24 protein-coding genes are annotated in these 25213 nt (G+C 36.8%); 12 read left to right on the forward strand and 12 right to left on the reverse strand.

What is annotated here, in order from left to right; genetic code table 11:
• Nucleotides 1–140 precede the first annotated feature (140 nt).
• From B0186_RS09015 to B0186_RS09045, 7 genes are all read left to right on the forward strand, one after another.
• Complete coding sequence (locus B0186_RS09015) at nt 141–2012, forward strand: ATP-binding protein (RefSeq protein ID WP_078219058.1); 1872 nt, start codon at nt 141–143, stop codon at nt 2010–2012.
• Between the two features lie 71 nt (nt 2013–2083).
• Nucleotides 2084–3064, forward strand: a complete 981-nt coding sequence (locus B0186_RS09020; RefSeq protein ID WP_078219059.1) for a RodZ domain-containing protein — start codon at nt 2084–2086, stop codon at nt 3062–3064.
• Nucleotides 3065–3070: 6 nt separating this feature from the next.
• Nucleotides 3071–4177, forward strand: coding sequence for a flavodoxin-dependent (E)-4-hydroxy-3-methylbut-2-enyl-diphosphate synthase (gene ispG, locus B0186_RS09025; RefSeq protein WP_078219060.1), 1107 nt, complete (start codon nt 3071–3073; stop codon nt 4175–4177).
• A gap of 12 nt (nt 4178–4189) precedes the next feature.
• Nucleotides 4190–5464 (forward strand): histidine--tRNA ligase, encoded by a 1275-nt coding sequence (gene hisS / locus B0186_RS09030; protein ID WP_078219061.1) that lies wholly within the window; start codon nt 4190–4192, stop codon nt 5462–5464.
• Between the two features lie 10 nt (nt 5465–5474).
• The gene (locus B0186_RS09035) at nt 5475–6086 is read left to right on the forward strand and encodes a YfgM family protein (protein WP_078219062.1); all 612 of its coding nucleotides are present in this window, start codon (nt 5475–5477) and stop codon (nt 6084–6086) included.
• A gap of 54 nt (nt 6087–6140) precedes the next feature.
• Nucleotides 6141–7586, forward strand: coding sequence for an NAD-dependent succinate-semialdehyde dehydrogenase (locus tag B0186_RS09040; protein ID WP_078219063.1), 1446 nt, complete (start codon nt 6141–6143; stop codon nt 7584–7586).
• 90 nt (nt 7587–7676) lie between these two features.
• Nucleotides 7677–8237 (forward strand): YtfJ family protein, encoded by a 561-nt coding sequence (locus tag B0186_RS09045; protein WP_078219064.1) that lies wholly within the window; start codon nt 7677–7679, stop codon nt 8235–8237.
• A 49-nt stretch (nt 8238–8286) separates the two neighbouring features.
• Here B0186_RS09045 and B0186_RS09050 read toward each other — a convergent pair whose 3' ends face one another.
• Entirely contained in the window at nt 8287–8886 is a 600-nt protein-coding gene (locus B0186_RS09050) for a peroxiredoxin C (RefSeq protein WP_078219065.1), read from the reverse strand.
• 152 nt (nt 8887–9038) lie between these two features.
• On the opposite strand from B0186_RS09050, the gene metC reads away from it, so the two are divergent.
• Nucleotides 9039–10232 (forward strand): cystathionine beta-lyase, encoded by a 1194-nt coding sequence (gene metC, locus B0186_RS09055; RefSeq protein WP_078219066.1) that lies wholly within the window; start codon nt 9039–9041, stop codon nt 10230–10232.
• A gap of 59 nt (nt 10233–10291) precedes the next feature.
• Here metC and ubiD read toward each other — a convergent pair whose 3' ends face one another.
• A complete protein-coding gene (gene ubiD, locus B0186_RS09060; protein WP_078219067.1) occupies nt 10292–11767 on the reverse strand; it encodes a 4-hydroxy-3-polyprenylbenzoate decarboxylase in 1476 nt (491 codons plus the stop codon).
• 129 nt (nt 11768–11896) lie between these two features.
• On the opposite strand from ubiD, the gene smpB reads away from it, so the two are divergent.
• Nucleotides 11897–12379, forward strand: coding sequence for an SsrA-binding protein SmpB (gene smpB / locus B0186_RS09065; RefSeq protein WP_078219068.1), 483 nt, complete (start codon nt 11897–11899; stop codon nt 12377–12379).
• A gap of 29 nt (nt 12380–12408) precedes the next feature.
• On the opposite strand, the gene B0186_RS09070 is transcribed toward smpB, so the two are convergent.
• The 5 genes from B0186_RS09070 to B0186_RS09090 form a co-directional block, all read right to left on the reverse strand.
• Nucleotides 12409–12843, reverse strand: a complete 435-nt coding sequence (locus B0186_RS09070; RefSeq protein WP_078219069.1) for a DUF2489 domain-containing protein — start codon at nt 12841–12843, stop codon at nt 12409–12411.
• Nucleotides 12844–12848: 5 nt separating this feature from the next.
• Complete coding sequence (yihI, locus tag B0186_RS09075) at nt 12849–13418, reverse strand: Der GTPase-activating protein YihI (protein ID WP_078219070.1); 570 nt, start codon at nt 13416–13418, stop codon at nt 12849–12851.
• Nucleotides 13419–13535: 117 nt separating this feature from the next.
• Nucleotides 13536–13853 (reverse strand): met regulon transcriptional regulator MetJ, encoded by a 318-nt coding sequence (gene metJ / locus B0186_RS09080; protein ID WP_078219071.1) that lies wholly within the window; start codon nt 13851–13853, stop codon nt 13536–13538.
• A gap of 159 nt (nt 13854–14012) precedes the next feature.
• The gene (groL, locus tag B0186_RS09085) at nt 14013–15656 is read right to left on the reverse strand and encodes a chaperonin GroEL (RefSeq protein WP_078219072.1); all 1644 of its coding nucleotides are present in this window, start codon (nt 15654–15656) and stop codon (nt 14013–14015) included.
• Between the two features lie 99 nt (nt 15657–15755).
• The gene (locus B0186_RS09090) at nt 15756–16046 is read right to left on the reverse strand and encodes a co-chaperone GroES (RefSeq protein WP_005696765.1); all 291 of its coding nucleotides are present in this window, start codon (nt 16044–16046) and stop codon (nt 15756–15758) included.
• A gap of 232 nt (nt 16047–16278) precedes the next feature.
• Between B0186_RS09090 and aspA the strand changes: the two genes are divergently transcribed.
• From aspA to sodA, 3 genes are all read left to right on the forward strand, one after another.
• Nucleotides 16279–17694 carry an aspartate ammonia-lyase gene (gene aspA / locus B0186_RS09095; protein ID WP_078219073.1) on the forward strand — a complete coding sequence of 472 codons (1416 nt, stop codon included), beginning with the start codon at nt 16279–16281 and terminating at the stop codon, nt 17692–17694.
• Between the two features lie 194 nt (nt 17695–17888).
• Nucleotides 17889–20156 carry an NADP-dependent malic enzyme gene (locus B0186_RS09100; protein ID WP_078219074.1) on the forward strand — a complete coding sequence of 756 codons (2268 nt, stop codon included), beginning with the start codon at nt 17889–17891 and terminating at the stop codon, nt 20154–20156.
• Nucleotides 20157–20338: 182 nt separating this feature from the next.
• A complete protein-coding gene (sodA, locus tag B0186_RS09105) occupies nt 20339–20980 on the forward strand; it encodes a superoxide dismutase [Mn] (protein WP_078219075.1) in 642 nt (213 codons plus the stop codon).
• An 84-nt stretch (nt 20981–21064) separates the two neighbouring features.
• Here the strand turns inward: sodA and nanA are convergent, their stop codons facing one another.
• The 5 genes from nanA to B0186_RS09130 are packed head-to-tail and all read right to left on the reverse strand — an operon-like array spanning nt 21065 to nt 24960.
• The gene (gene nanA / locus B0186_RS09110; protein ID WP_078219076.1) at nt 21065–21943 is read right to left on the reverse strand and encodes an N-acetylneuraminate lyase; all 879 of its coding nucleotides are present in this window, start codon (nt 21941–21943) and stop codon (nt 21065–21067) included.
• Nucleotides 21944–21974: 31 nt separating this feature from the next.
• A complete protein-coding gene (locus B0186_RS09115; protein WP_078219077.1) occupies nt 21975–22844 on the reverse strand; it encodes a MurR/RpiR family transcriptional regulator in 870 nt (289 codons plus the stop codon).
• 42 nt (nt 22845–22886) lie between these two features.
• Nucleotides 22887–23357, reverse strand: a complete 471-nt coding sequence (gene nanQ / locus B0186_RS09120; RefSeq protein ID WP_078219078.1) for an N-acetylneuraminate anomerase — start codon at nt 23355–23357, stop codon at nt 22887–22889.
• A 15-nt stretch (nt 23358–23372) separates the two neighbouring features.
• Nucleotides 23373–24251: an N-acetylmannosamine kinase gene (locus tag B0186_RS09125; protein WP_078219079.1), complete on the reverse strand. Its 879-nt coding sequence runs from the start codon at nt 24249–24251 to the stop codon at nt 23373–23375.
• A 19-nt stretch (nt 24252–24270) separates the two neighbouring features.
• The gene (locus tag B0186_RS09130) at nt 24271–24960 is read right to left on the reverse strand and encodes an N-acetylmannosamine-6-phosphate 2-epimerase (RefSeq protein WP_078219080.1); all 690 of its coding nucleotides are present in this window, start codon (nt 24958–24960) and stop codon (nt 24271–24273) included.
• Nucleotides 24961–25213 lie beyond the last annotated feature (253 nt).

The following is a 25213-nucleotide window of genomic DNA, read 5'->3' on the forward strand; positions in this document are numbered from 1 at the left end:
AAAAGGCAAAAGAAAGTGCGGTAGGAAAATAAAGTGTTTTATACCGCTCTTTTTTGTCTTATTTATTTCTTTTTAAAAGATAATTAAACAGCGGATATTGGTATATAATATTCATTATTTATCAAGATTAATTATCAAATATGAAAAATTTAAAGTACTTCGCACAAAAATATGTAGATTGGGTTATTAGGCTCGGGCGCATTAGATTTTCTTTGCTTGGAGTCTGTATTTTGGCTGTCTTTGCTTTATTTATGCAGATAGTTGTTAGCTTAATTTTTATTGGCACAATTTATTGGCAAGATGTGGCTCGTTCTATTATTTTTGGCTTATTTTCTGCCCCATTTGTACTGTATTTTTTTACTTTACTGGTTGAGAAATTAGAAAAGTCACGTCTTGATTTAGCTAAGTTAGTCGATAATTTACGCAATGAAGTGTCAGATCGTATTCTTGCAGAAAGAAAATTATCTGTTGCTTTGAATGAAATTGAAAAAACTAGTCGAGATAAGACCGCACTTATGGCAACGATTAGCCATGAATTGCGAACACCTTTAAATGGCATTATCGGTTTAAGTCGTATTTTACTTGATGATCAGCTAACAGAACAGCAACGTAATTATCTTAAAACTATTAATGTGAGTGCGATTTCTCTTGGGCATATCTTTAGTGACATTATCGATCTTGAAAAAATTGATGCTCATCGTATAGAACTACATTATCAAGAAACTGATTTTCATAGTTTTTTAAATGATATTACCAATTTTGCGACATTAATGGCTGAACAGCGTAAATTAAAATTTGAATTAGAATGTGATAAAGATTTACCTGATTGGTTGATGTTAGATAGTGCGAGATTGAGCCAAATATTATGGAATTTAATTAATAATGCAGTGAAATTTACTCCTACTGGGAAGTTAAAACTAAAAGTTTCTCGTTTGACAGAGGACGCATTTTCCTTTGCTTTATCTGATACAGGGGTTGGCATTGCAGAACAAGAGCTAGATAAAATTTTTACGATGTACTATCAAGTTCAGGAAACAGATTATAAGCCAGCTGGTAGTGGTATCGGCTTAGCCGTGTCAAAAACGATAGCAGGCTTAATGGGCGGCGATCTAACTGTGGAGAGTCAATTACATCAAGGATCAACTTTTACACTGACCTTGCAAGCTAAAGCTGTAGAAAAACCTATAGAAAGCCAATCTAATGTGCCAAACACTTTAAATATTCTATTAGTTGAAGATATTGAAGTGAATATTATTGTTGCTAAATCAGTCTTGGAAAAATTAGGTTACAACGTTGATGTCGCAATGACGGGTAAAGAAGGGATTCAGAAGTTTGAACAAAATTATTATGATCTTGTACTCTTGGATATTCAATTACCCGATATGTCAGGTTTTGATATTTCCCAATATTTTCGCAAAAAATATGAGCAAGGTGTGTATGATTTTCTTCCTCCTTTAATTGCATTAACCGCTAATGTAATGCAGAGTAAAATTGAATATCAAAAGCAAGGTATGGATGATGTTTTACGTAAACCTTTATCTTTAGAAGCATTAGTAAATTGTTTATCTGATTATTTTGGCGATGAGTTAAATACTACTGTGCTCAAAAAATCTTATTCTAGCGATGTTTCAACTTTTTCTGATGTGCTTAATCTTGAAATGCTAACTGAGCTGCATGAGATTTTAGGCAAAGAGTTTATTATTAAAAACTTGTCATTATTTAAGCAGACTATGCCTGGTTATATGATTGAATTATCAGAAAGTTATGCAAAATATAAGCTAGATAACATAGCAAAAGATGATCTTCTTTCTAATGCACATAAAATAAAAGGTGCATTAGCATCTGTGGGATTAATTCGTTTGCAGCATCTTGCAGCTTTAGCTCAAGATCCTAATACAGAGAATTGGGAAGTATATATTGATGAATGGATCAATACATTGATTACTGATTGGTTAGTTGATACCCAAAAATTAGAGGATTGGCTGGATGAGCTGCAATTTATTGAGGAATAATTGTTGCAAAACAAGGAGTACAACTTTAAACTTGAGCCTTTGTCAACGATATAGTCGCAACTAAAAGAATTATGACCATTTTAAATGAAAAAGTAGCACAAACTGTAAATAATGATGAGTTATCACTAGGTGAATATTTTCGTGTGACTCGAGAAAAATTACAGTTATCTTTAGATGATGTATCTAAGCAGCTTAATTTAAGGCCTGCGATTTTACAGCTTTTAGAAAATAATGAACTGACACACAAAAGTATTCCAGCAACTTTCATGAAAGGTTATGTGCGTAGTTATGCGAAATTTCTGCGTATTCCAGAAGAAATATGGACAGTTGCTATTACATCCTTAGAAGAAAATACTCAACATGATTTAGGGAAAAATGCGCGTTCAACAAAAGCCGTGAACCAATATTCTTCTCATGGGCGTTGGATTGGTTATGTCACTATATTGGTATTGTTGATTGCAGCAGGAATGACGGCTTTATGGTGGTGGGAAAATTACCAAAAATCAACTCAAGAACGAGATACTTTCGTACAAAATTATGTAGAAAATACGCCAACTAATGTAGTTGATACTCAAGCGGAAACAGCTGTTGAAAATACACTGGTTGCTCCAGTAGACAATTCCCCTATAACTTCTTCCAGTGAAAGTAATTTCGTTGAAACTCAGCAAAATATAGTGAATGAAGAAGCTGTGGTTGAAAAAACAACTACACCATCTGCCGTGGTAAAAGAACAAAGTGCGGTGCAAAATTCACAAGATATAGTAGTGACAAAAAATGCAGAAACTGAGAGCTTGGCTACAAATTCAGAAGCAGTGGTTGCTGGTGATTTACAAATAGAAATTATTGGACCAAATTGCTGGATTAGTGTGAAAGATGCTAAACGTAAAGTACTTGCACAAAAAGAATATAAACAAGGTGAGATTTTAACCTTTAATGAAGGAGCTCCTTATTCTTTAATTATTGGTGCACCAAGCAACGTTAAAATTACTTATAAAGGTGAACATTATCCGTTAAAAGTCGACGGACGTGTAGCGAAATTCAAATTACAATAAATTATTATGTCATCATTTAAACCAACTATTAACCGTCGTCAATCGACTAAAATCTATGTAGGAAATGTACCAGTGGGTGGTGATGCACCTATTGCGGTACAATCTATGACCAACACCAGAACCACCGATGTTGAAGCAACAGTTGCACAGATTAAAGCCTTAGAGCGTGTCGGTGCTGATATTGTGCGTGTTTCTGTACCTACGATGGATGCAGCTGAAGCATTCAAATTAATCAAACAACAGGTCAAGGTTCCTTTAGTGGCGGATATTCATTTTGACTATCGCATAGCCCTTAAAGTCGCGGAATATGGCGTAGATTGTTTGCGTATTAACCCAGGTAATATTGGGCGTGAAGATCGTATTCGTGCAGTTGTGGATTGTGCAAGGGATAAAAATATTCCTATTCGTATCGGGGTAAATGCAGGATCCTTAGAAAAAGACCTCCAAGAAAAATATGGCGAACCGACACCAGAAGCTTTGCTTGAAAGTGCATTACGTCATGTGGAAATTTTAGACCGTTTGAACTTTGATCAATTCAAAGTCAGTGTAAAAGCCTCAGATGTATTTCTTGCCGTAGAAAGCTATCGTTTATTGGCAAAAGCAATTAAGCAACCTTTGCATTTAGGTATTACTGAAGCGGGCGGTGCTCGTGCTGGTGCGGTCAAAAGTGCGGTTGGTTTAGGGATGCTTTTGGCTGAAGGTATTGGCGATACGTTGCGTGTTTCTTTAGCCGCTGATCCTGTTGAAGAAATCAAAGTCGGTTTTGATATTTTAAAATCCCTGCGTATCCGTTCTCGTGGCATTAATTTTATTGCTTGCCCAACTTGTTCTCGCCAAGAGTTTGATGTAATTGGTACAGTCAACGCCCTTGAACAACGTTTAGAAGATATTATTACGCCAATGGATGTCTCTATTATCGGCTGTGTGGTAAATGGCCCTGGTGAAGCATTAGTTTCTGATTTGGGCGTAACAGGTGGTAATAAAAAGAGCGGTTACTATTTGGACGGCGAACGTCAAAAAGAACGCTTTGACAATGATGATTTAATTAATCAATTAGAAGCAAAAATTCGTGCGAAAGTCGCACAACAAGATCCAAAAAATAGAATTATCTAAAGGAAAAATATTGTGGCAAAAACAATTCAAGCAATTCGTGGTATGAATGATTGTTCTCCGACTGAAAGTCCATTATGGCAGTGGGTCGAAGAAAAAGTGCGGTCAGTTTTACAAACTTATGGATATTCCGAAGTGCGTATGCCTATTGTCGAAAGCACGCCTTTATTTGCTCGTGCCATTGGTGAAGTAACAGATGTTGTTTCAAAAGAAATGTACACATTCTGGGATAATGATGAGCAATTAACCTTACGTCCAGAAGGTACAGCAGGCTGTGTGCGTGCAGCCATTGAGCATGGTTGGATTTATAATAATGAGCAACGTTTGTGGTACATGGGACCGATGTTCCGCCATGAACGCCCGCAAAAAGGACGTTATCGCCAATTCCATCAAGCTGGTGTAGAGGTTTTTGGGATTGCGAACCCAGAAATTGATGCAGAATTAATTTTATTGACTGCACGTTTATGGAAACAACTTGGGATTTTTGAGCATGTGACCTTACAGCTTAATTCCATTGGCTCTCTCGAGGCACGTCAAAATTATCGTTCGGCTTTAGTTGAGTTTTTACAACAACATATTGATTTATTAAGTGATGAAGAAAAAGAACGTTTGGTTAAAAACCCATTGCGTATTTTGGATACTAAAAATCAAGCGTTACAAGAAGTGCTAAATGATGCACCGAAATTATTAGATTACTTAGATCAAGAAAGCCGTGAACATTTTAGCCAACTTTGTGATTTATTGGATGCCGCTGGTATTCAATATGAAGTGAACCCCAAATTAGTGCGTGGTTTGGATTATTACAACAAAACCGTATTTGAATGGGTAACTTCTGCTTTAGGTGCACAAGGCACAGTTTGTGGCGGTGGGCGTTATGATGGTTTAGTGGAACAGCTTGGCGGGCATGCGGCTTGTGGTGTGGGTTTTGCCATGGGCTTAGAGCGTTTAGTGCTACTTGTACAAGAAGTGAATAAGCAAATTGCTTTACCAAGTGCGGTGGATATTTATGTGGTTTATTCAGGTGAAGGAACCACATTGCCAGCCTTCCAATTAGCTGAAAAACTTCGCACAGAATTACCGCACTTACGCACAATGACTCACTGCAGTGGAGGCAACTTCAAAAAGCAATTTAAACGTGCGGATAAGGTTGGTGCAAAATTTGCGTTAGTAATTGGCGAGATGGAAGCACAAACTCAACAAGTCGTAGTAAAAGATTTATTAGGCGGAGCTGAGCAACAGAGTTTAGCATTAACAGATGTCGTAGCTTATTTAAAACAAGCAACTCAATAAGGATACTAAAATGGCTTATACAATTGAAGAAGAACAAGAACTGAATGAATTAAAGGCTTGGTGGCAAGAGAACTATAAATCTATTATTGTCATTGCGATCTTAACTTTTTCAGGGGTATTTGGTTGGCGTTATTGGCAAGATTATCAAGTAACTAAAAGCCAGACACTTTCGGCACAATATGATCAACTGATTGATAATGCAAGTAATCCAAATGTTTACAGCGCACAGTTAAATCAATTTGTACAAGAAAATGGCAAAACAAGTTATGCAGTATTAGCTTTATTAGATAAAGCAAAAGTTGAAGTTGGTCAACAAAACTTTACTGATGCAGAATCTACATTAAAACAAGCGCTTTCTAATGCAAATGATGATATTTTAATGTCAATCAGTGCAATTCGTTTAGCCACTGTTCAATACCAGTTACAAAAATTTGATGATGCGTTAGCTAGCCTCAATCAAGTAAAAGGTAAAACTTGGGATGTGCGTAAGCTATTGTTAGCTGGTGATATTCAGCTAGCAAAAGGTAATAAAGAAGCGGCCAAAAGTAATTTTGAGCAAGCATTAAAAACAACCAATTCTTTTGAGCAATCATTAATCCAAATTAGATTAAATAATTTGTAACTGTTTAATTATTAAGGCCTTGATATATCAAGGCTTTTTTTATGGGGAATTCTTATGCCTATTCAGCACTTATTGAAAACACAAGCTTATATTAATGGTGAGTTTATTTCTGCAAAAAATCACCGCACTTTTCCTGTAATAAATCCAGCTAACCAACAAGTCATTTGTGAAGTAACTTGTTGTGGAGAAGAAGAAGCTGAGTTAGCTATTAAAAGTGCTAAACAGGCACAGCATGAATGGAAAAAATATGCGGCAAAAGAGCGGTCAAAATTTTTGCAAAAATGGTTTGAGTTGATTATGCAAAATCAAGAAAACCTAGCCTACTTATTAAGCATGGAACAAGGTAAGCCCTTGAATGAAAGTCGAGGCGAGATTGCTTATGGAGCGAGTTTTATCGAATGGTTTGCAGAAGAGGCTAAGCGTGCTTACGGGGAAATTATCCCACAAGATAGATCTGATCATCGCTTGCTCGTGATTAAACAGCCCGTAGGTGTCGTTGCCGCGATAACGCCTTGGAATTTTCCCAATGTGATGATTACACGTAAAGCCGCACCTGCACTTGCTGCTGGTTGTTCGATCATTATTAAGCCAGCACCAGAAACCCCTTTGTCTGCTTTAGCATTGGCTGAATTAGCTGATCAAGCTGGCATACCGAAAGGTGTTTTTAATGTGCTACCAACAGCACTGGCAGAAGAAGTTGGTAGTGTTTTAACTCGTAGTGCTGATGTACGTAAACTCACTTTCACTGGCTCCACTAAAGTGGGCAAAATTTTAATGGCGCAATGTGCTGATACAGTGAAAAAATTGAGCCTAGAACTAGGCGGAAATGCGCCTTCTTTGATTTTTAATGATGCTGATTTAGAGAAAACTGTTGATGCGGTTATTGCCTCAAAATTCCGCAATTCAGGGCAGACTTGCATCTGTACCAACAGAATTTATGTACAATCAGGCATTTATCGTGCTTTTGCCGATAAACTCAAAGAAAAAGTGCGGTCATTTATTGTGGGTGATTTTCAACAACAAGGGGTAAATATTGGCCCATTAATTAATGAAAATGCAGTACAAAAAATTCAACGACATATTGGAGATGCTGTAAATAAAGGGGCAATTTTAGCACTGGGTGGGCAGCGTCACGCTCTAGGTAGCACATTCTTTGAGCCAACCATTTTAGAAAATGTGTCACAAGATATGTTGGTATGCCATGAAGAAACCTTTGCGCCTCTTGCCGCATTAATCCCTTTTGATACAGAAGAGCAAGCAATTAGTATGGCAAATGATAGTGAGTTTGGTCTAGCAGCCTATCTTTATACTCAAGATTTTAGTCGTATTTGGCGGGTTTCAGAGGAGTTGGAAACTGGTCTAGTTGGTATCAATGAGGGAATTATTTCCAATGAAGTTTCTCCTTTTGGTGGCATTAAACAATCTGGCTTAGGTAGAGAAGGCTCTCGTCATGGATTAGAAGAGTTTTTAGAAATGAAGTATTTGTGTATGGGAGTTTGATACTTTTATAACATCGAATATGACAGATCTGATCTGTTAGGAGATTGTATTCAAGTAGAATGAGCAAATTTTTAACGAAAAGGATAACTTATGAAAAAAATCGCTTTAATTTTTACTTTATCTATGGGGTTATTTTCTCATTCTACATTTGCTCATAATCTTCAACTGAATTCAGCCTTACCAGCGGTATCTGTAGCCAATGATGGCGAATTAGTATTGTCAAATAATGAAATTAAATATCAGCCTTGGAGCGCCGCCCAATTAAAAGGAAAGGTTAGAATTGTTAATCATTTTGCTGGTAGAACAGAAGCTAAAGAAAAGAATCTGGCTTTAATTGAAGCTATTAAATCGGCTAAATTTGATACTAATAAATACCAAACTACTACTATTGTAAATGCAGATGATGCTGTTATTGCAACGGGAATGTTTGTTAAAAGTAGTGCAGAAAAAGGTAAGAAAGCTAATGCACATAGCCAAGTTGTTTTAGATCAGAAAAGTGCAGTTAAAAATGCTTGGCAATTAAAAGAAAAAGACAATGCGGTTATTGTGTTGGACAAAAATGGTAAGGTGCAGTGGGTTTCAGAAGGAAAACTTTCTTCACAATCTATTCAAGAAATACTTGCATTAGTTAGACAATTAATTTCCAAATAAAATAAACCCCGCTTAATTGCGGGGTTATTTTTAGCTAAATTTTATAAGATTAAAGTTGGTCAGCATTTTGTTTTAAATATTTTGCAACACCTTCAGGGCTACCAGTCATGCCTTCTTTGCCTTTTTCCCATTGTGCTGGGCAAACTTCACCATGAGTTTCATGGAATTGTAATGCATCAACCATACGTAACATTTCATCGATATTACGACCTAGCGGAAGGTCATTTACGACTTGATGACGAACAATACCTTCTTTATCAATTAAGAATGATGCACGTAATGCAACACCATCTGGGTGCTCGATACCATAGTCTTTCGCAATATCATGTTTTATATCAGCTACTAAGGCATATTGCACTTGACCAATACCACCGTTTTCAACTGGTGTATTACGCCATGCATTGTGTGTAAATTCAGAGTCGATTGAAATACCAACAACTTCAACACCACGATCTTGGAATTCTTTATAGCGGTGATCAAATGCAATTAATTCTGAAGGACATACAAAAGTAAAATCTAAAGGATAGAAGAAAATAACAGCAGTTTTTCCTGCGATATGTTGTTTTAAATTAAATTTTTCAACAATTTCACCATTGCCTAAAACAGCAGCAGCGGTAAAATCTGGTGCTTGACGGGTAACTAATACCATAGTAGAAATCTCCTATAAAAGTTATTAAGAATTTTGCCTCCCAAAGCAAAATTTCTCCCATATTCTATGAAAACAGACAGTACTTTTATATTAGGTTTTGGCTATTGAACCAATCATTATAATCTTTAATTTATTTAAATATGGATATTCCTATGAGCAATGAAATTTCTTTCACTACGTCAACAATTCATACTGGACGTAATAAACGAGTGTGTAAAAATGCAGTAAATCCTGTTATTCAGCGTGCATCTTCATTAGTATTTGATACTTTAGCCGATAAGAAAGAGGCTACGATCAATCGTGCTAAAGGAGGATTATTTTATGGACGCCGTGGAACCTTGACGCATTTTGCATTACAAGAATTAATGTGCGAACTTGAAGGTGGAGAGGGATGTTATTTTTATCCTTGTGGTGCAGCGGCAGTAAGTAATGCGATTTTATCCTTTGTTAAAACAGGTGATCATGTCTTAATAACAGGTGCAGCTTATGAGCCAACACAGGAATTATGTAATACGCTTTTAAAAAAAATGGGGATTGCAACCACATTTTATGCTCCTCTAATAACTGGAGAAAAGATTGCTGATTTGGTTCAGCCTAACACCACAGTTTTATTCTTAGAGGCGCCGAGTTCGCTCACAATGGAAGTGCCTGATATTCCAGCAATTGTGCAAGCTGTCCGTAAAGTAAACCCAGAAATAGTAATAATGATTGATAATACTTGGAGTGCTGGCGTGTTCTTTAAGGCTCTCGATTTTGGTATTGATATTTCCATCCAAGCTGGAACTAAATACTTAGTGGGGCATTCGGATACAATGATTGGTACCGCAGTTGCTAATGCTCGTTGTTGGGAGCAATTGCGTGAAAACTCTTACTTAATGGGACAAATGGTTGATGCGGATACGGCTTATATGACAGCTCGTGGTATTCGTACTTTATTAGTTCGTTTAAAACAGCATCAAGAAAGTAGTATTAAAGTCGCTAAATGGTTATTGGAGCAACCAGAAGTAAAAACTGTTTATCATCCAGCCTTGCCAAGTTGTCCAGGACATCAATATTTTCAACGAGATTTTACTGGTTCCAGTGGACTATTTTCTTTTGAGTTAAACAAAAAACTTTCTCAGCAAGAATTAGAAAACTTTATGGATCATTTTAAGATTTTTACCATGGCATATTCTTGGGGCGGATTTGAATCCTTGATCTTACATAATCAACCAGAAGAAATTGCTAGAATTAGACCTAATATTGAACGTAAATTAACAGGTACATTAATTCGTGTGCATATTGGGTTAGAAGATGTTAATGATCTTATTGCTGATCTTAAAGCTGGATTTGAACGTTTAAAATAATAAAATAAGGCAAATAAGCACCGCACTTATTTGCCTTTTTATTTCTTCTAGGTCAATGTTTATTTTGAGCCTAAAATATCTAAACTTTCCCAAATATCATCAATTCGTTTAACCACATTTGGATCTTTTTTAATTGGCGTTCCCCATTCACGTTGGGTTTCGCCAGCCCATTTATTGGTTGCATCTATTCCCATTTTTGAGCCAAGACCAGCTACTGGAGATGCAAAATCAAGATAATCAATCGGTGTATTTTCTACAATCGTACAGTCTCGAGCAGGATCGCTACGAGTTGTAATCGCCCAAATTACATCTTTCCAATCACGTGCATTGACATCATCATCACAAACAATCACAAATTTTGTGTACATAAATTGACGTAAGAATGACCATACTCCCATCATGACCCTTTTCGCATGACCTGCATATTGTTTTTTCATCGTTACAACCGCAAGACGATAAGAGCAGCCTTCAGGGGGAAGATAAAAATCTACGATCTCTGGGAATTGTTTTTGCAAGATAGGAATAAATACTTCATTGAGTGCTTCCCCTAAAACCGCTGGTTCATCAGGTGGGCGACCCGTATAAGTAGAATGGTAAATAGGATCTTTACGCATTGTTATATGAGTAACAGTAAATACAGGGAAGTATTCTTGCTCATTATAATAGCCAGTATGATCCCCGTAAGGTCCTTCAAGTGCGGTCTCTTTTGGATCAATATACCCCTCCAAAATAATCTCTGCACTTGCAGGAACTTCAAGATCGTTACTAATGGAGTTTACTACTTCCGTTTTGTTGCCTCGCAATAATCCAGCAAAGGCATATTCAGATAAGGTATCAGGCACTGGCGTTACAGCGCCTAAAATAGTGGCTGGATCAGCACCTAAAGCAACTGACACAGGAAATGGTTGATCTGGATATGTTTCTTTCCAATCTTGAAAATCTAAAGCGCCGCCACGATGAGATAACCAACGCATAATCAATTTATTTTTGCCAATTAATTGCTGGCGATAAATACCTAAATTTTGCCGTTTTTTGTTTGGACCTTTGGTAATAGTCAGTCCCCATGTTACTAGAGGTGCAATATCACCTTTCCAACAATGCATAATAGGTAATTTGTATAAATCAACATCATCGCCCGAAAGTACGATTTGTTGACATTCAGCCTTCCCTAATACCTTTGTTGGCATATTTAGCACTTGTTTAAATCGTGGCAGGCTTGACCATAGGTCTTTGAAACTCTTTGGGGGTTCAGGCTCTTTAAGAAAAGCCAATAGTTTTCCTACATCACGTAATGCACTAACTTCTTCCTGTCCCATACCGAGAGCAACACGTTTTGGTGTGCCAAATAAATTGCACAGTACAGGAATGTCATAGCCTTTTGGATTTTCAAATAGCAAGGCTGGACCGCCAGCGCGTAAAGTGCGGTCAGAAATTTCAGTCATTTCTAAATAAGGATCGATTTCTTGCGTGATCCTTTTGAGTTCGCCTTGTTTTTCTAACAGTTCGAGGAAATCCCGTAGATTTTTATATTTCATATTTTATTTAAAGGGTTGTCAAAAATATCAGCATTGTTATAGAGAATGTTATGTAATGCAAGCCTTTTTGCGATCTTTGCTGAGATTGGGTAAAATGCGGAAAATTTTTTTGATGAGATCTGAATTTATATGACGAAGAAAAAAGCAAAAGTTGCATCTAATACCATTGCCTTAAATAAACGAGCAAGACATGATTATTTTATAGAAGATGAAATTGAAGCTGGTCTTTCTTTGCAAGGCTGGGAAGTGAAATCAATGCGTGCTGGTAAGGCAAGTATTGGCGATAGTTATATTATTTTTAAAGATGGTGAAGCATATTTATTTGGCGCCACTATTCAGCCACTCAACGTGGCTTCCACTCATATTGTTTGTGATCCCACAAGAACACGTAAACTGTTATTAAAGCAGAAAGAATTAGCCTCATTGTTTGGTAAGGCAAACCGAGACGGTTTTACTATTGTCGCACTTTCATTGTATTGGAAAGGACCTTGGGCAAAAGTCAAAATTGGCTTAGCAAAAGGGAAAAAATTACATGATAAGCGTGAAGATATTAAAGATCGTGAGTGGAAAGTAGCAAAAGAACGCATTATGAAAAATGCCCAAAGAGGATAAAAAAGTGCGGTCAATTTTGACCGCTCTTTTTAAAGCTTTTCCAAATAATTTAATAACAAAGGAAGTTCCTTTTTAATTTTTTTTTCTAAATCTACTTCAGAGCTTTCACGTTGTAAATCTAAGCGCATACGTTCATTTTTCTTTAATGTTCGGCGTGCTTCATGAGTTGGCATATCCATGACGACTTCATAGAGTTGATACATAGAGGCATAATTTTTTAAGGAGTGTCCTAGTGGTTCGAGTAACATTTTTAGGCGAATCACCCCTTCAGATAAATTACATTCACCACTTTGCATCGCTTTGGCAATAATTTCACAGCTTTCTTTTAGACGCTTAGTGCGAGCAAGTTTGGCTTGTGAAAACGCCTTTTTCTGTTTTTGCAAGGCAAGCAATAAATAGATTGCATAGCCAAGCATGGCGTTAATAATCAGTAGCGCTAAGATAATTAAAATTGTTGTCCACATAATTGTTATTTAAATTGGTTAATATCAATGTTTTCAAAAGTGCGGTATAAATCATCTTCACTTTCGTCTTCATCTTCAATGCCAAGCTCATCCATTAATTCCGCAATACGATCTAGACATTGATCCACAAAGGCTTGATCTTCTTTGTTTAAGGTTTTACCTGCATCAAGCTGATCTAATAATTGATTTAAACATTCATTATTTTCAAGTTGCTCAAGCTCTAGCATTGGATCAATTGTTTTTGCTTTTTCTTCTAAAACAACTTTAGGAATAAACATCCCTTTTTCTGGTTTATTGACGAACTCAACAATTAGAGGTACTTTTTTACGACTGCCAATTCGAGGATCTTTTTTCTCATTGAGTGTTACTGCTTTATTGGTATCTACCGCACTATGACGCGAGCCTGCACTTAATCCTTTATGTTTTTTCTTTCTTTTTTCTTCACGCGCTTTCGCATCCAGTTCATAGCGTGTTAGTTTCTTGCCTAGACGTGATGGTAGATTATCAGGGCGTTTATCTGCTTTACGGATAGGCATAATATCGGTTATTCGACGTGTTTTTTTTGTACGAGCCATTGTATTTATCTCTTTGTTATAACGGTGGTGGATTGTAACATTGCCAAGTGAAATTCACTAACAAAAAAGCGGTCAATACGACCGCACTTGCTGGAATAATTCAATAGACTTAAGCTATTAGTATTCCCATTCATCAGGATTTATTCCTAAATCCCTCATTATCTGTTTTGCACTTTCAGGGATCTCATCATGACGTTCTTTTAATAAATCTTCATCGGTCGGTAAGGGTTGACCTGTGAATGCGTGCAAGAACGCCTCGCATAATAGCTCACTGTTTGTCGCATGACGTAAATTACGGAGCTGGCGGCGAGTGCGCTCATTGGTTAAGATTTCTAATACTTTAATTGGAATAGAAACGGTAATTTTTTTGACTTGTTCGCTCTTTTTACCATGTTCTGCGTAAGGGCTAATATATTTTCCGTCCCAATCTGCCATTTTATTGATCCTTAATAACCTTAATAAGATTAAGCATTCTAATAAAAAATGGGTGAAATAACAATCTAGACTTCTAGATAGCTAAGAATTAATTTTGCTAGATATAAAAAAGAAGAGCCTAATGGCCCTTCTTAAATGTTAGTGAGAACGGTGGGGGAATTACATCATTCCGCCCATTCCACCCATGCCGCCCATACCAGCGCCTAGGTCAGCTTTTTCATCTTTTGGTAGATCAGTTACCATACATTCTGTAGTAATCATTAAGCCAGCAATAGATGCAGCAAATTGTAGTGCAGAACGAGTTACTTTAGTTGGATCTAAAATACCCATTGTGATCATATCGCCATATTGTTCAGTGCCAGCGTTGTAACCGAAGTTTCCTTCGCCATTTTTCACCGCACTTGCTACAACTGAAGCTTCTTCCCCTGCGTTAGTTACGATTTGACGCAGTGGGGCTTCCATTGCACGTAAAGCAAGTTTGATACCTACATTTTGGTCTTCATTATCGCCTTTTAAGGTTGTGGCAACTTTAGTCGCTGCACGAATTAATGCAACACCACCACCAGCAACAATACCTTCTTCAACTGCTGCACGAGTTGCATGTAATGCATCATCAACACGATCTTTTTTCTCTTTCATTTCAACTTCAGTCGCAGCACCGACTTTAATGACTGCTACACCGCCAGCTAATTTTGCAACGCGCTCTTGTAGTTTTTCTTTGTCATAATCTGAAGTTGCTTCTTCAATTTGTTGACGGATTTGAGCAACACGACCTTTAATTTGCGCTTCATTACCGATACCATCAATAATGGTTGTGTTATCTTTGTTAATGACAACTCGTTTTGCTTGTCCTAAATCTTCAAGCGTCGCTTTCTCAAGTTCCATACCAATTTCTTCAGAAATCACAGTACCTGCAGTTAAGATTGCAATATCTTGTAGCATTGCTTTACGGCGATCGCCAAAGCCTGGCGCTTTCACTGCAGCTACTTTTACGATACCACGCATCGTATTCACTACTAAGGTTGCAAGCGCTTCACCTTCAACATCTTCTGCAATAATTAATAATGGTTTACCTGCTTTTGCCACACCTTCTAATACTGGTAATAATTCACGAATATTAGAGATTTTTTTATCAACAAGAAGAATGAATGGATTATCTAATTCAACAGTAGCGGCTTCTGGTTTGTTGATGAAATATGGCGATAAATAACCACGGTCAAACTGCATACCTTCCACTACATCTAATTCATCAGAAAGACCTGAGCCATCTTCTACGGTAATAACGCCTTCTTTACCCACTTTTTCCATTGCTTGTGCAATAAGTTTTCCAACCGTTTCATCAGAGTTAGCTGAAATGGTACCAACTTGTTCAATTTCTTTTGAAGTTTCGCAAGGTTTAGAAAGCACTTTTAGCTCTTCAACTACCGCACTTACAGCTTTATCAATACCACGTTTTAAATCCATTGGATTCATACCAGCAGCCACAGCTTTTAAACCTTCGTTTACGATAGCTTGCGCTAATACAGTTGCTGTTGTTGTACCATCACCCGCCGCATCATTGGCTTTAGATGCTACTTCTTTTACCATTTGTGCCCCCATGTTTTCGAATTTATCTTCTAATTCGATTTCACGAGCTACAGAAACACCATCTTTAGTAATAGTTGGTGAACCAAAAGCTTTGTCTAAAATGACATTGCGACCTTTAGGCCCTAAGGTTACTTTTACTGCGTCTGCTAATACGTTAACGCCCTTTAACATTTTTACACGAGCATCATTACCGAATTTTACGTCTTTTGCTGCCATTTTCTTTATTCCTATCTTAATTATTGTGAGGCAAATAATTTGCCATAAAATTTAAATTTCCTTGGGCGAAAGATGTTTCGCCCCTACAAATAAAACTTTTTATTCTACGATTGCCAAAATATCATTTTCAGAGATGATTAATACTTCTTCGCCGTCAATTTTTTCTGATTTTACGCCATATCCATCATTGAAAATTACTGTATCACCCACTTTAACATCTAATGGTTGAACAGTACCGTTTTCTAAAATACGACCTTTACCAACGGCTAATACTTTAGCACGAGTGGATTTTGTTGCTGCTGAGCCAGTTAGCACAATACCACCAGCAGATAGCGTTTCTACTTCTTCACGTTTAATAATGACACGATCATGTAATGGACGAATATTCATGGTTTGATTTCCTTATTAATAAAAAATTAAAGCGGTCACTATATGGGGGAGATTTTTATGCTTTCAAGGGGATTTTTTATTTAATTTACCCCTAAAAAAACTAATGAATTTTATAAAAAATATGTCGATGAAGGGAATGATAAAAAGTGATCTGGATCACATTTTTAAGCTATTATCTACCCTATAATGATTAAGATTTTTTAATCCATTTAAAGTTAAAAAGGAAATAATTATGACAACAAGAAAAGAAGTTGATTTACTTGGTGAACGTGATGTGCCAGCAGATGCTTATTGGGGTATTCATACATTAAGAGCGGTAGAGAATTTTAACATTTCTAATGTGACTATTTCTGATGTGCCAGAATTTGTTCGTGGTATGGTTATGGTAAAAAAAGCGACCGCACTTGCAAATGGAGAATTAGGCGCAATTCCAGATCAAATTGCACAAGCCATTGTGAAAGCATGTGATGCAATTTTAGTTGATGGTAAATGTATGGACCAATTCCCGTCAGATGTGTATCAAGGTGGTGCGGGTACTTCTGTGAATATGAACACCAATGAAGTGGTGGCTAATTTAGCATTAGAAATTTTAGGTCATAAAAAAGGTGAATATAACATTTTAGACCCAATGGATCATGTTAATGCCAGCCAATCTACAAACGATGCTTATCCAACAGGCTTCCGTATCGCTGTTTACAACAGCATTATGAAATTAGTGACAAAAGTGCTTTATTTACAACAAGGATTTGAAAATAAAGCAAAAGAGTTCGCTAATATCTTAAAAATGGGACGTACTCAATTACAAGATGCAGTTCCTATGACTGTGGGACAAGAGTTTAAGGCGTTTTCTGTATTACTAGACGAAGAAGTACGCAATTTAACTCGTACAGCTGAATTATTATTAGAAGTAAACTTAGGGGCAACTGCTATTGGTACTGGGTTAAATACACCACAAGGCTATTCAGAATTAGTAGTTAAACGTTTATCTGAGGTCTCTGGCTTACCTTGTACAGTGGCTCCAAACCTAATTGAAGCAACTTCAGACTGTGGTGCTTATGTAATGGTTCATGGTGCATTAAAACGTACAGCAGTGAAATTATCTAAAGTATGTAATGACTTACGTTTACTTTCATCAGGTCCTCGTGCTGGTTTAAATGAAATCAACTTGCCAGAGTTACAAGCTGGTTCTTCCATCATGCCAGCAAAAGTAAACCCTGTTGTACCAGAGGTTGTTAACCAAGTTTGTTTCAAAGTGATTGGTAACGATACAACTGTAACTTTTGCTGCTGAAGCGGGGCAATTACAATTAAACGTAATGGAACCAGTAATTGGTCAAGCAATGTTTGAAAGTATTGATATTTTAACTAATGCTTGTGTGAATTTACGCGATAAATGTGTTGATGGAATCACTGTAAACAAAGAAATTTGTGAAAACTATGTATTTAACTCTATCGGTATCGTGACTTACTTAAACCCATTTATTGGTCACCACAATGGTGATATCGTGGGCAAAACTTGTGCTCAAACAGGCCGTGGGGTGCGTGAAGTTGTATTAGAAATGGAATTATTAACAGAAGAAGAATTAGATAATATTCTTTCTGTGGAAAATTTAATGAACCCTACTTACAAAGCTAAATTACATAAATAAAATAATTATTTAGTTCCCAGATAGGCATATAGCAAATATATGCCTATTTTTATATTTATCTCTATGTCCCCACATGTTGTGAAAAATCTGTAAAGAATGTGTTTCTTGTCACATTTTTTGCCTGTTTTTTTGTCTATAATGGATTAAATTTTTGTCCAAGTTGAAATGAAAAATAGTTAATGTAAGGAAAAATTATGGATGCACAATTACGTCAAGCCGCTTTAGATTTTCATGAATTCCCAAAACCTGGAAAAATTGAAGTTACTCCAACCAAATCGTTAGGTACACAGCGTGATTTAGCTTTGGCTTATTCTCCTGGGGTAGCGGTACCTTGTTTAGAAATCCAAGCAGATCCAGCTGCTGCTTATCGCTATACTTCTCGTGGCAATTTAGTGGCCGTTATTTCAAACGGAACTGCCGTCTTAGGTTTAGGTAACATCGGTGCGCTAGCGGGTAAACCCGTAATGGAAGGTAAAGGCGTTTTATTTAAGAAATTTGCTGGAGTTGATGTATTTGATATCGAGATTGATGAGCGTGATCCAGATAAATTAGTGGAAATTATTGCTGCTTTAGAACCAACTTTTGGTGGTATTAATCTCGAAGATATTAAAGCGCCTGAATGTTTCTATATTGAACAAAAGCTGCGTGAGCGTATGAAAATCCCTGTTTTTCATGATGATCAACATGGTACGGCTATTATCTCTACAGCAGCAGTAATTAATGGGTTACGCATTATTAATAAAAAGCTTGAAGAAGTTCGATTAGTTGCTTCAGGGGCTGGTGCTGCATCTATTGCTTGTTTAAATTTATTAGTTTCCTTGGGTATGAAACGTGAAAATATCACTGTCTGTGACTCTAAAGGGGTTATCTATAAAGGACGTGATGAAAAAATGGATACAACTAAAAAGTTATATGCCATTGATGATAATGGGCAACGCTCTTTAGCGGATGCGATTCCTAATGCAGATATTTTCCTTGGTTGTTCTGCAGCAGGTGCACTTACACAGGAAATGGTCAAAACCATGGGACCTAACCCATTAATTTTAGCCTTGGCAAATCCTGAGCCTGAGATTTTGCCTCCATTGGCAAAAGCTGTTCGCCCTGATGCAATTGTGTGTACTGGACGTTCCGATTATCCAAACCAAGTAAATAATGTGTTGTGTTTCCCATTTATTTTCCGTGGAGCATTGGATGTCAGCGCAACTACTATTAACGAAGAAATGAAACTTGCAGCAGTTTATGCCATTGCTGATTTAGCCTTAGCGGAGCAAAGTGAAGTAGTGAATTCTGCCTATGGCGAAAGTGGCGTTTCTTTTGGACCTGACTATATTATTCCAAAACCATTTGATCCGAGATTGATTGTAAAAATAGCACCAGCTGTGGCAAAAGCTGCAATGGATAGTGGTGTTGCAACACGTCCAATTGATGATTTTGATGCTTATATTGAGAAATTAACCCAGTTTGTTTATAAGACAAACTTGTTTATGAAACCTGTGTTTGCACAGGCAAAAGAAGATAAAAAACGTGTCATCTTAACAGATGGTGAGGAAAAGCGTGTGTTACATGCAGTTCAAGAAATTGCCACCTTAGGAATTGCACAACCTATTTTGCTAGGGCGTACTCAAATTATTGAGGATAGCATTAAGAAATTAGGCTTACAGGTACAAGTAGGACGTGATTTTGAGATTATTGATATTGAGAATAATCCATACTATGAAGAATGTTGTGATGCTTATTACAACAAATTGAAACGCCAAGGTATGACGCCTAATGGAGCTAAACGCAAAATGCTTCATAATCCGACCGCACTTGGTACAGTTTTGTTGGACTTAGGTAAAGCAGATGCAATGATTTGTGGTTTAGTCGGTCCTTTTGCAGCACATTTAGATGCCATTAAAGAAATTATTGGTGTGAAAGAAGGTGAAATTCCAGCAACAGTAAATGGTCTAGTTTTACCGACTGGTAATTTGTTTATCGCTGATACTTTCGTGAATGCAAATCCAACTGCGGAAGAGCTCGCAGAAATTACCATTATGTCTGCAGAAGAAGTTCGCCGTTTTGGTATCGTGCCACAAGTTGCTCTGGTTTCTCATTCTAATTATGGCTCTATTAATGATCCAAGTGCGGTAAAAATGCGTAGAGTTTTAGAGCTTGTGCGAGCAAAAGCACCTGATTTGATAATTGATGGTGAAATGCATTGTGATATAGCTTTATCTGAGAATTTACGCAAAGAAATTATGCCTGATAGTCCAATTAAAGGTGCGGCAAACCTGTTAATTATGCCAAATATGGAAACAGCTCGTATTAGCTTGAATTTATTACAAGGTACAGCTACTCCTATTACTATTGGTCCAATTCTAATGGGGGTTGAAAAACCAGCACATATTCTGACATCTGCATCATCAGTGCGTAGAATTATTAATATGGTGGCGGTTGCAGCAGTAAAAGCCAAGCATAATTAACACTGTTTTGATCTTAATAGCCCCATTATTTAATGGGGCTTTTTTGCTAAAAAATGAAACTTTTAATGATCTTAATCAATTTTTTTGCTAAAAAATGAAACTTTTAATGATCTTAATCAATTTTTTTGCTAAAATTCGCCGTCTTTATCACTAACCATCGTTTTTTATACAAGGAAACTATTATGGCTTATACTTTACCTGAATTGGGTTATTCTTATGATGCTTTAGAACCGCACTTTGATGCACAAACAATGGAAATCCACCATAGTAAACACCATCAGACCTATGTGAATAATTCGAACGCATTATTGGAGAATTTACCAGAATTTGCCAACCTTTGTCCGGGTCAATTAATTTCTAAATTGGCTGATATGCCTGCTGATAAACGCACCGCACTTCGTAATAATGTAGGTGGGCATGCAAACCATAGCCTATTTTGGAAAGGCTTAAAAAAAGGAACTACTTTACAAGGTGCATTAAAAGATGCTATTGAACGTGATTTTGGTTCAATAGAAAACTTTCAGACTGAGTTTGAAAAAGTTGCAACAACTCGTTTTGGTTCAGGTTGGGCTTGGCTTGTATTAAATCAAGGTAAATTAGAAGTGGTTTCTACAGCTAACCAAGACAGTCCATTAATGGGCAAAGAAATTGCAGGTTGCGAGGGTTTCCCTATTTTGACTTTAGATGTTTGGGAGCATGCTTACTATTTAAAATTCCAAAATCGTCGTCCTGATTATATTAAAGAATTTTGGAATGTTGTGAACTGGGATGTTGCAGCTGAGCGTTTTGAGAAAAAAGTTTCTGATTGCAGTTGTGCAAAATAATTTGTGAGTGAATGATATTTTATAAATTAGAGAACAAAAATACCGAGCTTTATGCTCGGTATTTTTTATCTATTTTATTTTGAATTAAAGGAATTTTTCTTTTAATTCTTTTGCTACTGCAATTTGTTTTTCTGTTGCTTTTGCAGTCATTGGCTCACGGCAGTAACCTGCATCAACACCTTGAAGTTTAAGAATTTCTTTGATAGTTAAATATAAACCATTCGCTAAAATACCTTCAATTAGGTCGTTGGTAACATGTTGAATTTCAAGTGCTTCAGCAATTTTTCCTGCTTTCGCTAATTCAAAGATTTGTCTTGCACGTACGCCGTTTACGTTGAACGTACTACCAATTGCGCCGTCTACGCCTAAAGATGCAGCTGGTAACATCATTTCATCAAATCCTGCCCAAACTAGGTGGTTTGGATATGCTTTTTTCAAACGTTCTAATAAGTAGAAGTCGCCAGCAGTGAATTTAACCCCTAATACTTTTGGATTTGCATAAAGTTCGCCAAATTGTTCAACGCCCATGTTAACACCTGTTAAGAATGGGATTGAGTAAACGATCATATTGTTGCCAGTTTCAGCGATGATTGTTTCGTAGTAATGTTTGATTTCAGCAAAGCTAAATTTGTAGTAGAAAGGTGTTACTGCAGATAAGCTATCGTAGCCTAATTCTGTCGCATATTTACCTAATTCAACTGCTTCATGCAAGTTCACACTACCAACTTGAGCGATTAATGCAATGTCATCTTTCGCTTCATCTTTTGCAATACGGAAAATTTCTTTTTTCTCTGCAGTTGAAAGCATAAAGTTTTCGCCAGTACTACCACCGACATATAAACCATCTACTTTCATTTTATCAATGTTATGACGAATAATTTCACGTAAACCTTTCTCGTTTACTGAGCCATCTTCGTTAAAAGACACTAATAAAGCACTAAAAATACCTTTTAAGTTTTTCATTTGTTTCTCCTGAAATAAAGGGATTAAATTTTTATTTAATGCGTTGTTCTAAAATCACATTAACAGTTTTTTGTTTAGTTTGTACCGCACTTTCTTCCTCAGCTTGAACAATCAAGGTGTAAATTAAGTCCAATACAAAAAGTTGGGCAATTTTGGTCCCGATAGAGTCGCCTTGTAATTGGCCTTGTCGGTTACCATTGGTTAACACATAATCGGAAACCATAGTAATAGGTGAACGTAAATTATGTGTAAGAGCGACAGTTACAGCGCCATTCTTCTTAGCAATATTCAATGCTTGAATCGTTTCTTTTGAATAGCCTGAATGGCTTATTCCAATAACGATATCACCAGGTTTCATTAATGCAGCTTGCATATACATAAAATGATTATTGCTTGTGGCATCAACTTGTAATCCAATTCGCATTAATTTATTTTTAGCATCTTCGGCAGTTAAGCCTGATGAGCCAACACCAAATAGGAATATTCGTTTTGATGTGCGAATTAATTCAACTACTTTTTCTAGTTGAGTGAAATCTAGCAAATTAATGGTTTCTGAAATTACATTATGAATTGCATTTTGTAATTTTTCTGCAATTTGACTTGTTCCATCAAATTTGGATATATCCGTTTCTAATAAGGAATTAGGTTGTTTATCTCTTGTTGCTAACTCGATCGAAAGTTGTAATTTGAAATCAGTAAAGCCTTTGAAACCTAAAGTGCGACAAAAACGAATAAATGTTGCTTCACCAACATCAAATTGCTGTGCAATCTCCGCCAAAGAATTTTGGCTTAATAATTCTGGAGAAGACAAGATTGTTGTCGCAATTCGTTTCTCTGTTTTTGTTAGGCTATCATATAAAGCACCAATGGTATCAAGTATATTACCGCTTGTTGCTACCATAAGAGCTCCTCCTATTCGTGTTGTTCGTGTTGTTTATTTTTCTTAGTCAATTAATGATACTGGCACTTTTACCACTAATTTCTTCAAATTCACCACTTGGCCATTGACGTTGCAGCAAGGTTTGTGTGGTTCATATGGGAAAAACACAACAAACATTTTTGGGCGTAATGTCACCGCACTTTTGTTTGGAATATCGTTAATTAATTGATAATCATCTTTCTCATCATATGGTGTGTAATCTGCTAAATTAGGATATTCAACACTATATTCGATAGTTTCTGCACCGGAAATTAATACTTGAATATCAATGTATTGGCGATGTAATTCTGCCTTTTTATCTTCTGATGCTGCCGTTGTTGGCTCCATCACATTCATATAAATTTGATCCGTCAAATCATGTCGCCCATTGGCTAAACTCTCTAAATCTAAAGTATTAAGATGATTACAAATATCCACCATGACTTGTGGTAAGTTACGTTTAAAATCATCTCTTGTTAAATCTCCAAAAATCATTTTTTATTCCTCTTCTTATGAATTGTGTTGCATTTGCATCCAATAAGCAGCACCAATTAAGCCAGCATCTGCACCATATTTCGCAGGCTCTAGCTTACATTGATAAAACTTCGGCATGTCATTTAAATATTGTTGTACTAAAGGCAAGTATCCTTCTGCTAATCCAACGCTACCGCCTAAAACTACTTTTTGTACATCAAAGCCAATGACCATATCTGCGATTAAATTGGCAATTGCCTTAGCAGAAGAATGAATAAGTGCGGTTGCTTTTTCGTCATTTTTGCGGAATAGCTCAAATACTTCTTTAGGGCTACAAGGTTTTTCCCATCTGCTTGCTTCTCGTTCAATAGCACGTCCTGCAGCAATAGCTTCGACACAACCTTGGCGACCACAGCCACAGAGCGGCCCATTTGGATCAGCTAAAGTATGTCCGATATGACCAACGATGCCATTTGGTCCAGTTGATAGTTTTCCATCCAGAATAATTCCACCACCAACGCCAGTTGATACGGTAATAAAAACGAAATTTTGTACCGCACTTTTATCTTGATCTTGATATTCAGCACAAACGGCTGCTTGAACATCGTTGAGTAAGCCAATTGGCTTGTCTGTATGGCGAGCAATGCTTTCTTGCAGTGGGAAATCAGCTAATCCACCAAGGTTTTTCGGATTAAGTGCGGTTAAAATTCCGTTATTGATGATACCTGTTGAAGCCACTGCAACAGTATCAAATTGTCCCGCATAACTTTGCATAATTTGTGCAATAGCTTGGTGTAAAGCTGTTACAGGATCTTCTTGGGGTGTACTAATTTGTTGGCGATTGGATACTTTTCCATTTTCAATAATTGCAGCAGCGATTTTTGTACCGCCAATATCAAGAGCTAAACAACGCATAGTTTTTTCCTTCAGCTCGTTAGAATTTTGCTGATTTAACTGATGTAGCAAACCAGCTAACAATATGTTCTAAGCGAGTTAATGCTGAACCAACTGTTACGCAATCTGCACCAATTTCAATGGCGGTTTTGGCTAGTTCAGGGGTGTTGTAACGACCTTCAGCCATAACATAGCAACCAGCCGCTTTTAAATCTTTTACTAATTGGTAATCTGGCTCGTCAGGAATTTCGCCACCGGTATAACCCGACATTGTACTCCCAACAATATCAAAACCAAGTTGTTGACAATACAGACCTTCTTCTAAGTTTGAGCAATCTGCCATAGCCAAGCAGCCCATTTCTTTAATTTTTTTAAGGGCGCTTTCGATTTCAACCGGACGAGCTCTATTTGTTCCATCAACAGCGATAATATCAGCACCAGCCTGAGCTAAATCTTCTATATCTTGTAAGAATGGGGTAATGCGAACTGGGCTATCTGGTAAATCACGTTTTACAATACCTATAATAGGTGCATTTACTGCAGCACGAGCCGCTTTTAGATTTTCAATACCTTCGATACGGATTCCAGCGGCGCCACCAACAATAGATGCAGCTGCCATCGCTGCTACAATTTCAGGCTTATCCATAGGACCGTCATCGACTGGTTGGCAAGAGGCGATTAATCCATATCTAATTTTTTCTAATATGTCTTTATTTGCTAATTTTGACATGTGAACTCCAATGTACAATTAATTAAAGAAGTTATTTTTCGTGCGTAAGAATACGCCCATAAAAAGAAAAAACAAGAGAAATAATTTAAAAGTGAGATCTAGATCATAAAATGAAGTAAAACTTCATAAATAAATTGAAAAAGAATATTTTGATCGCTATTCTACTCACAATAGGTTTTTCTTCTCACTTTTTAAGCTATGGTAGATATGAGTAGAAAATTCTCTAGAATATGAAATATTGCTTCATAAATAG

The organism is Canicola haemoglobinophilus (genome assembly GCF_002015075.1).
Classification (GTDB): Bacteria; Pseudomonadota; Gammaproteobacteria; order Enterobacterales; family Pasteurellaceae; genus Canicola; species Canicola haemoglobinophilus.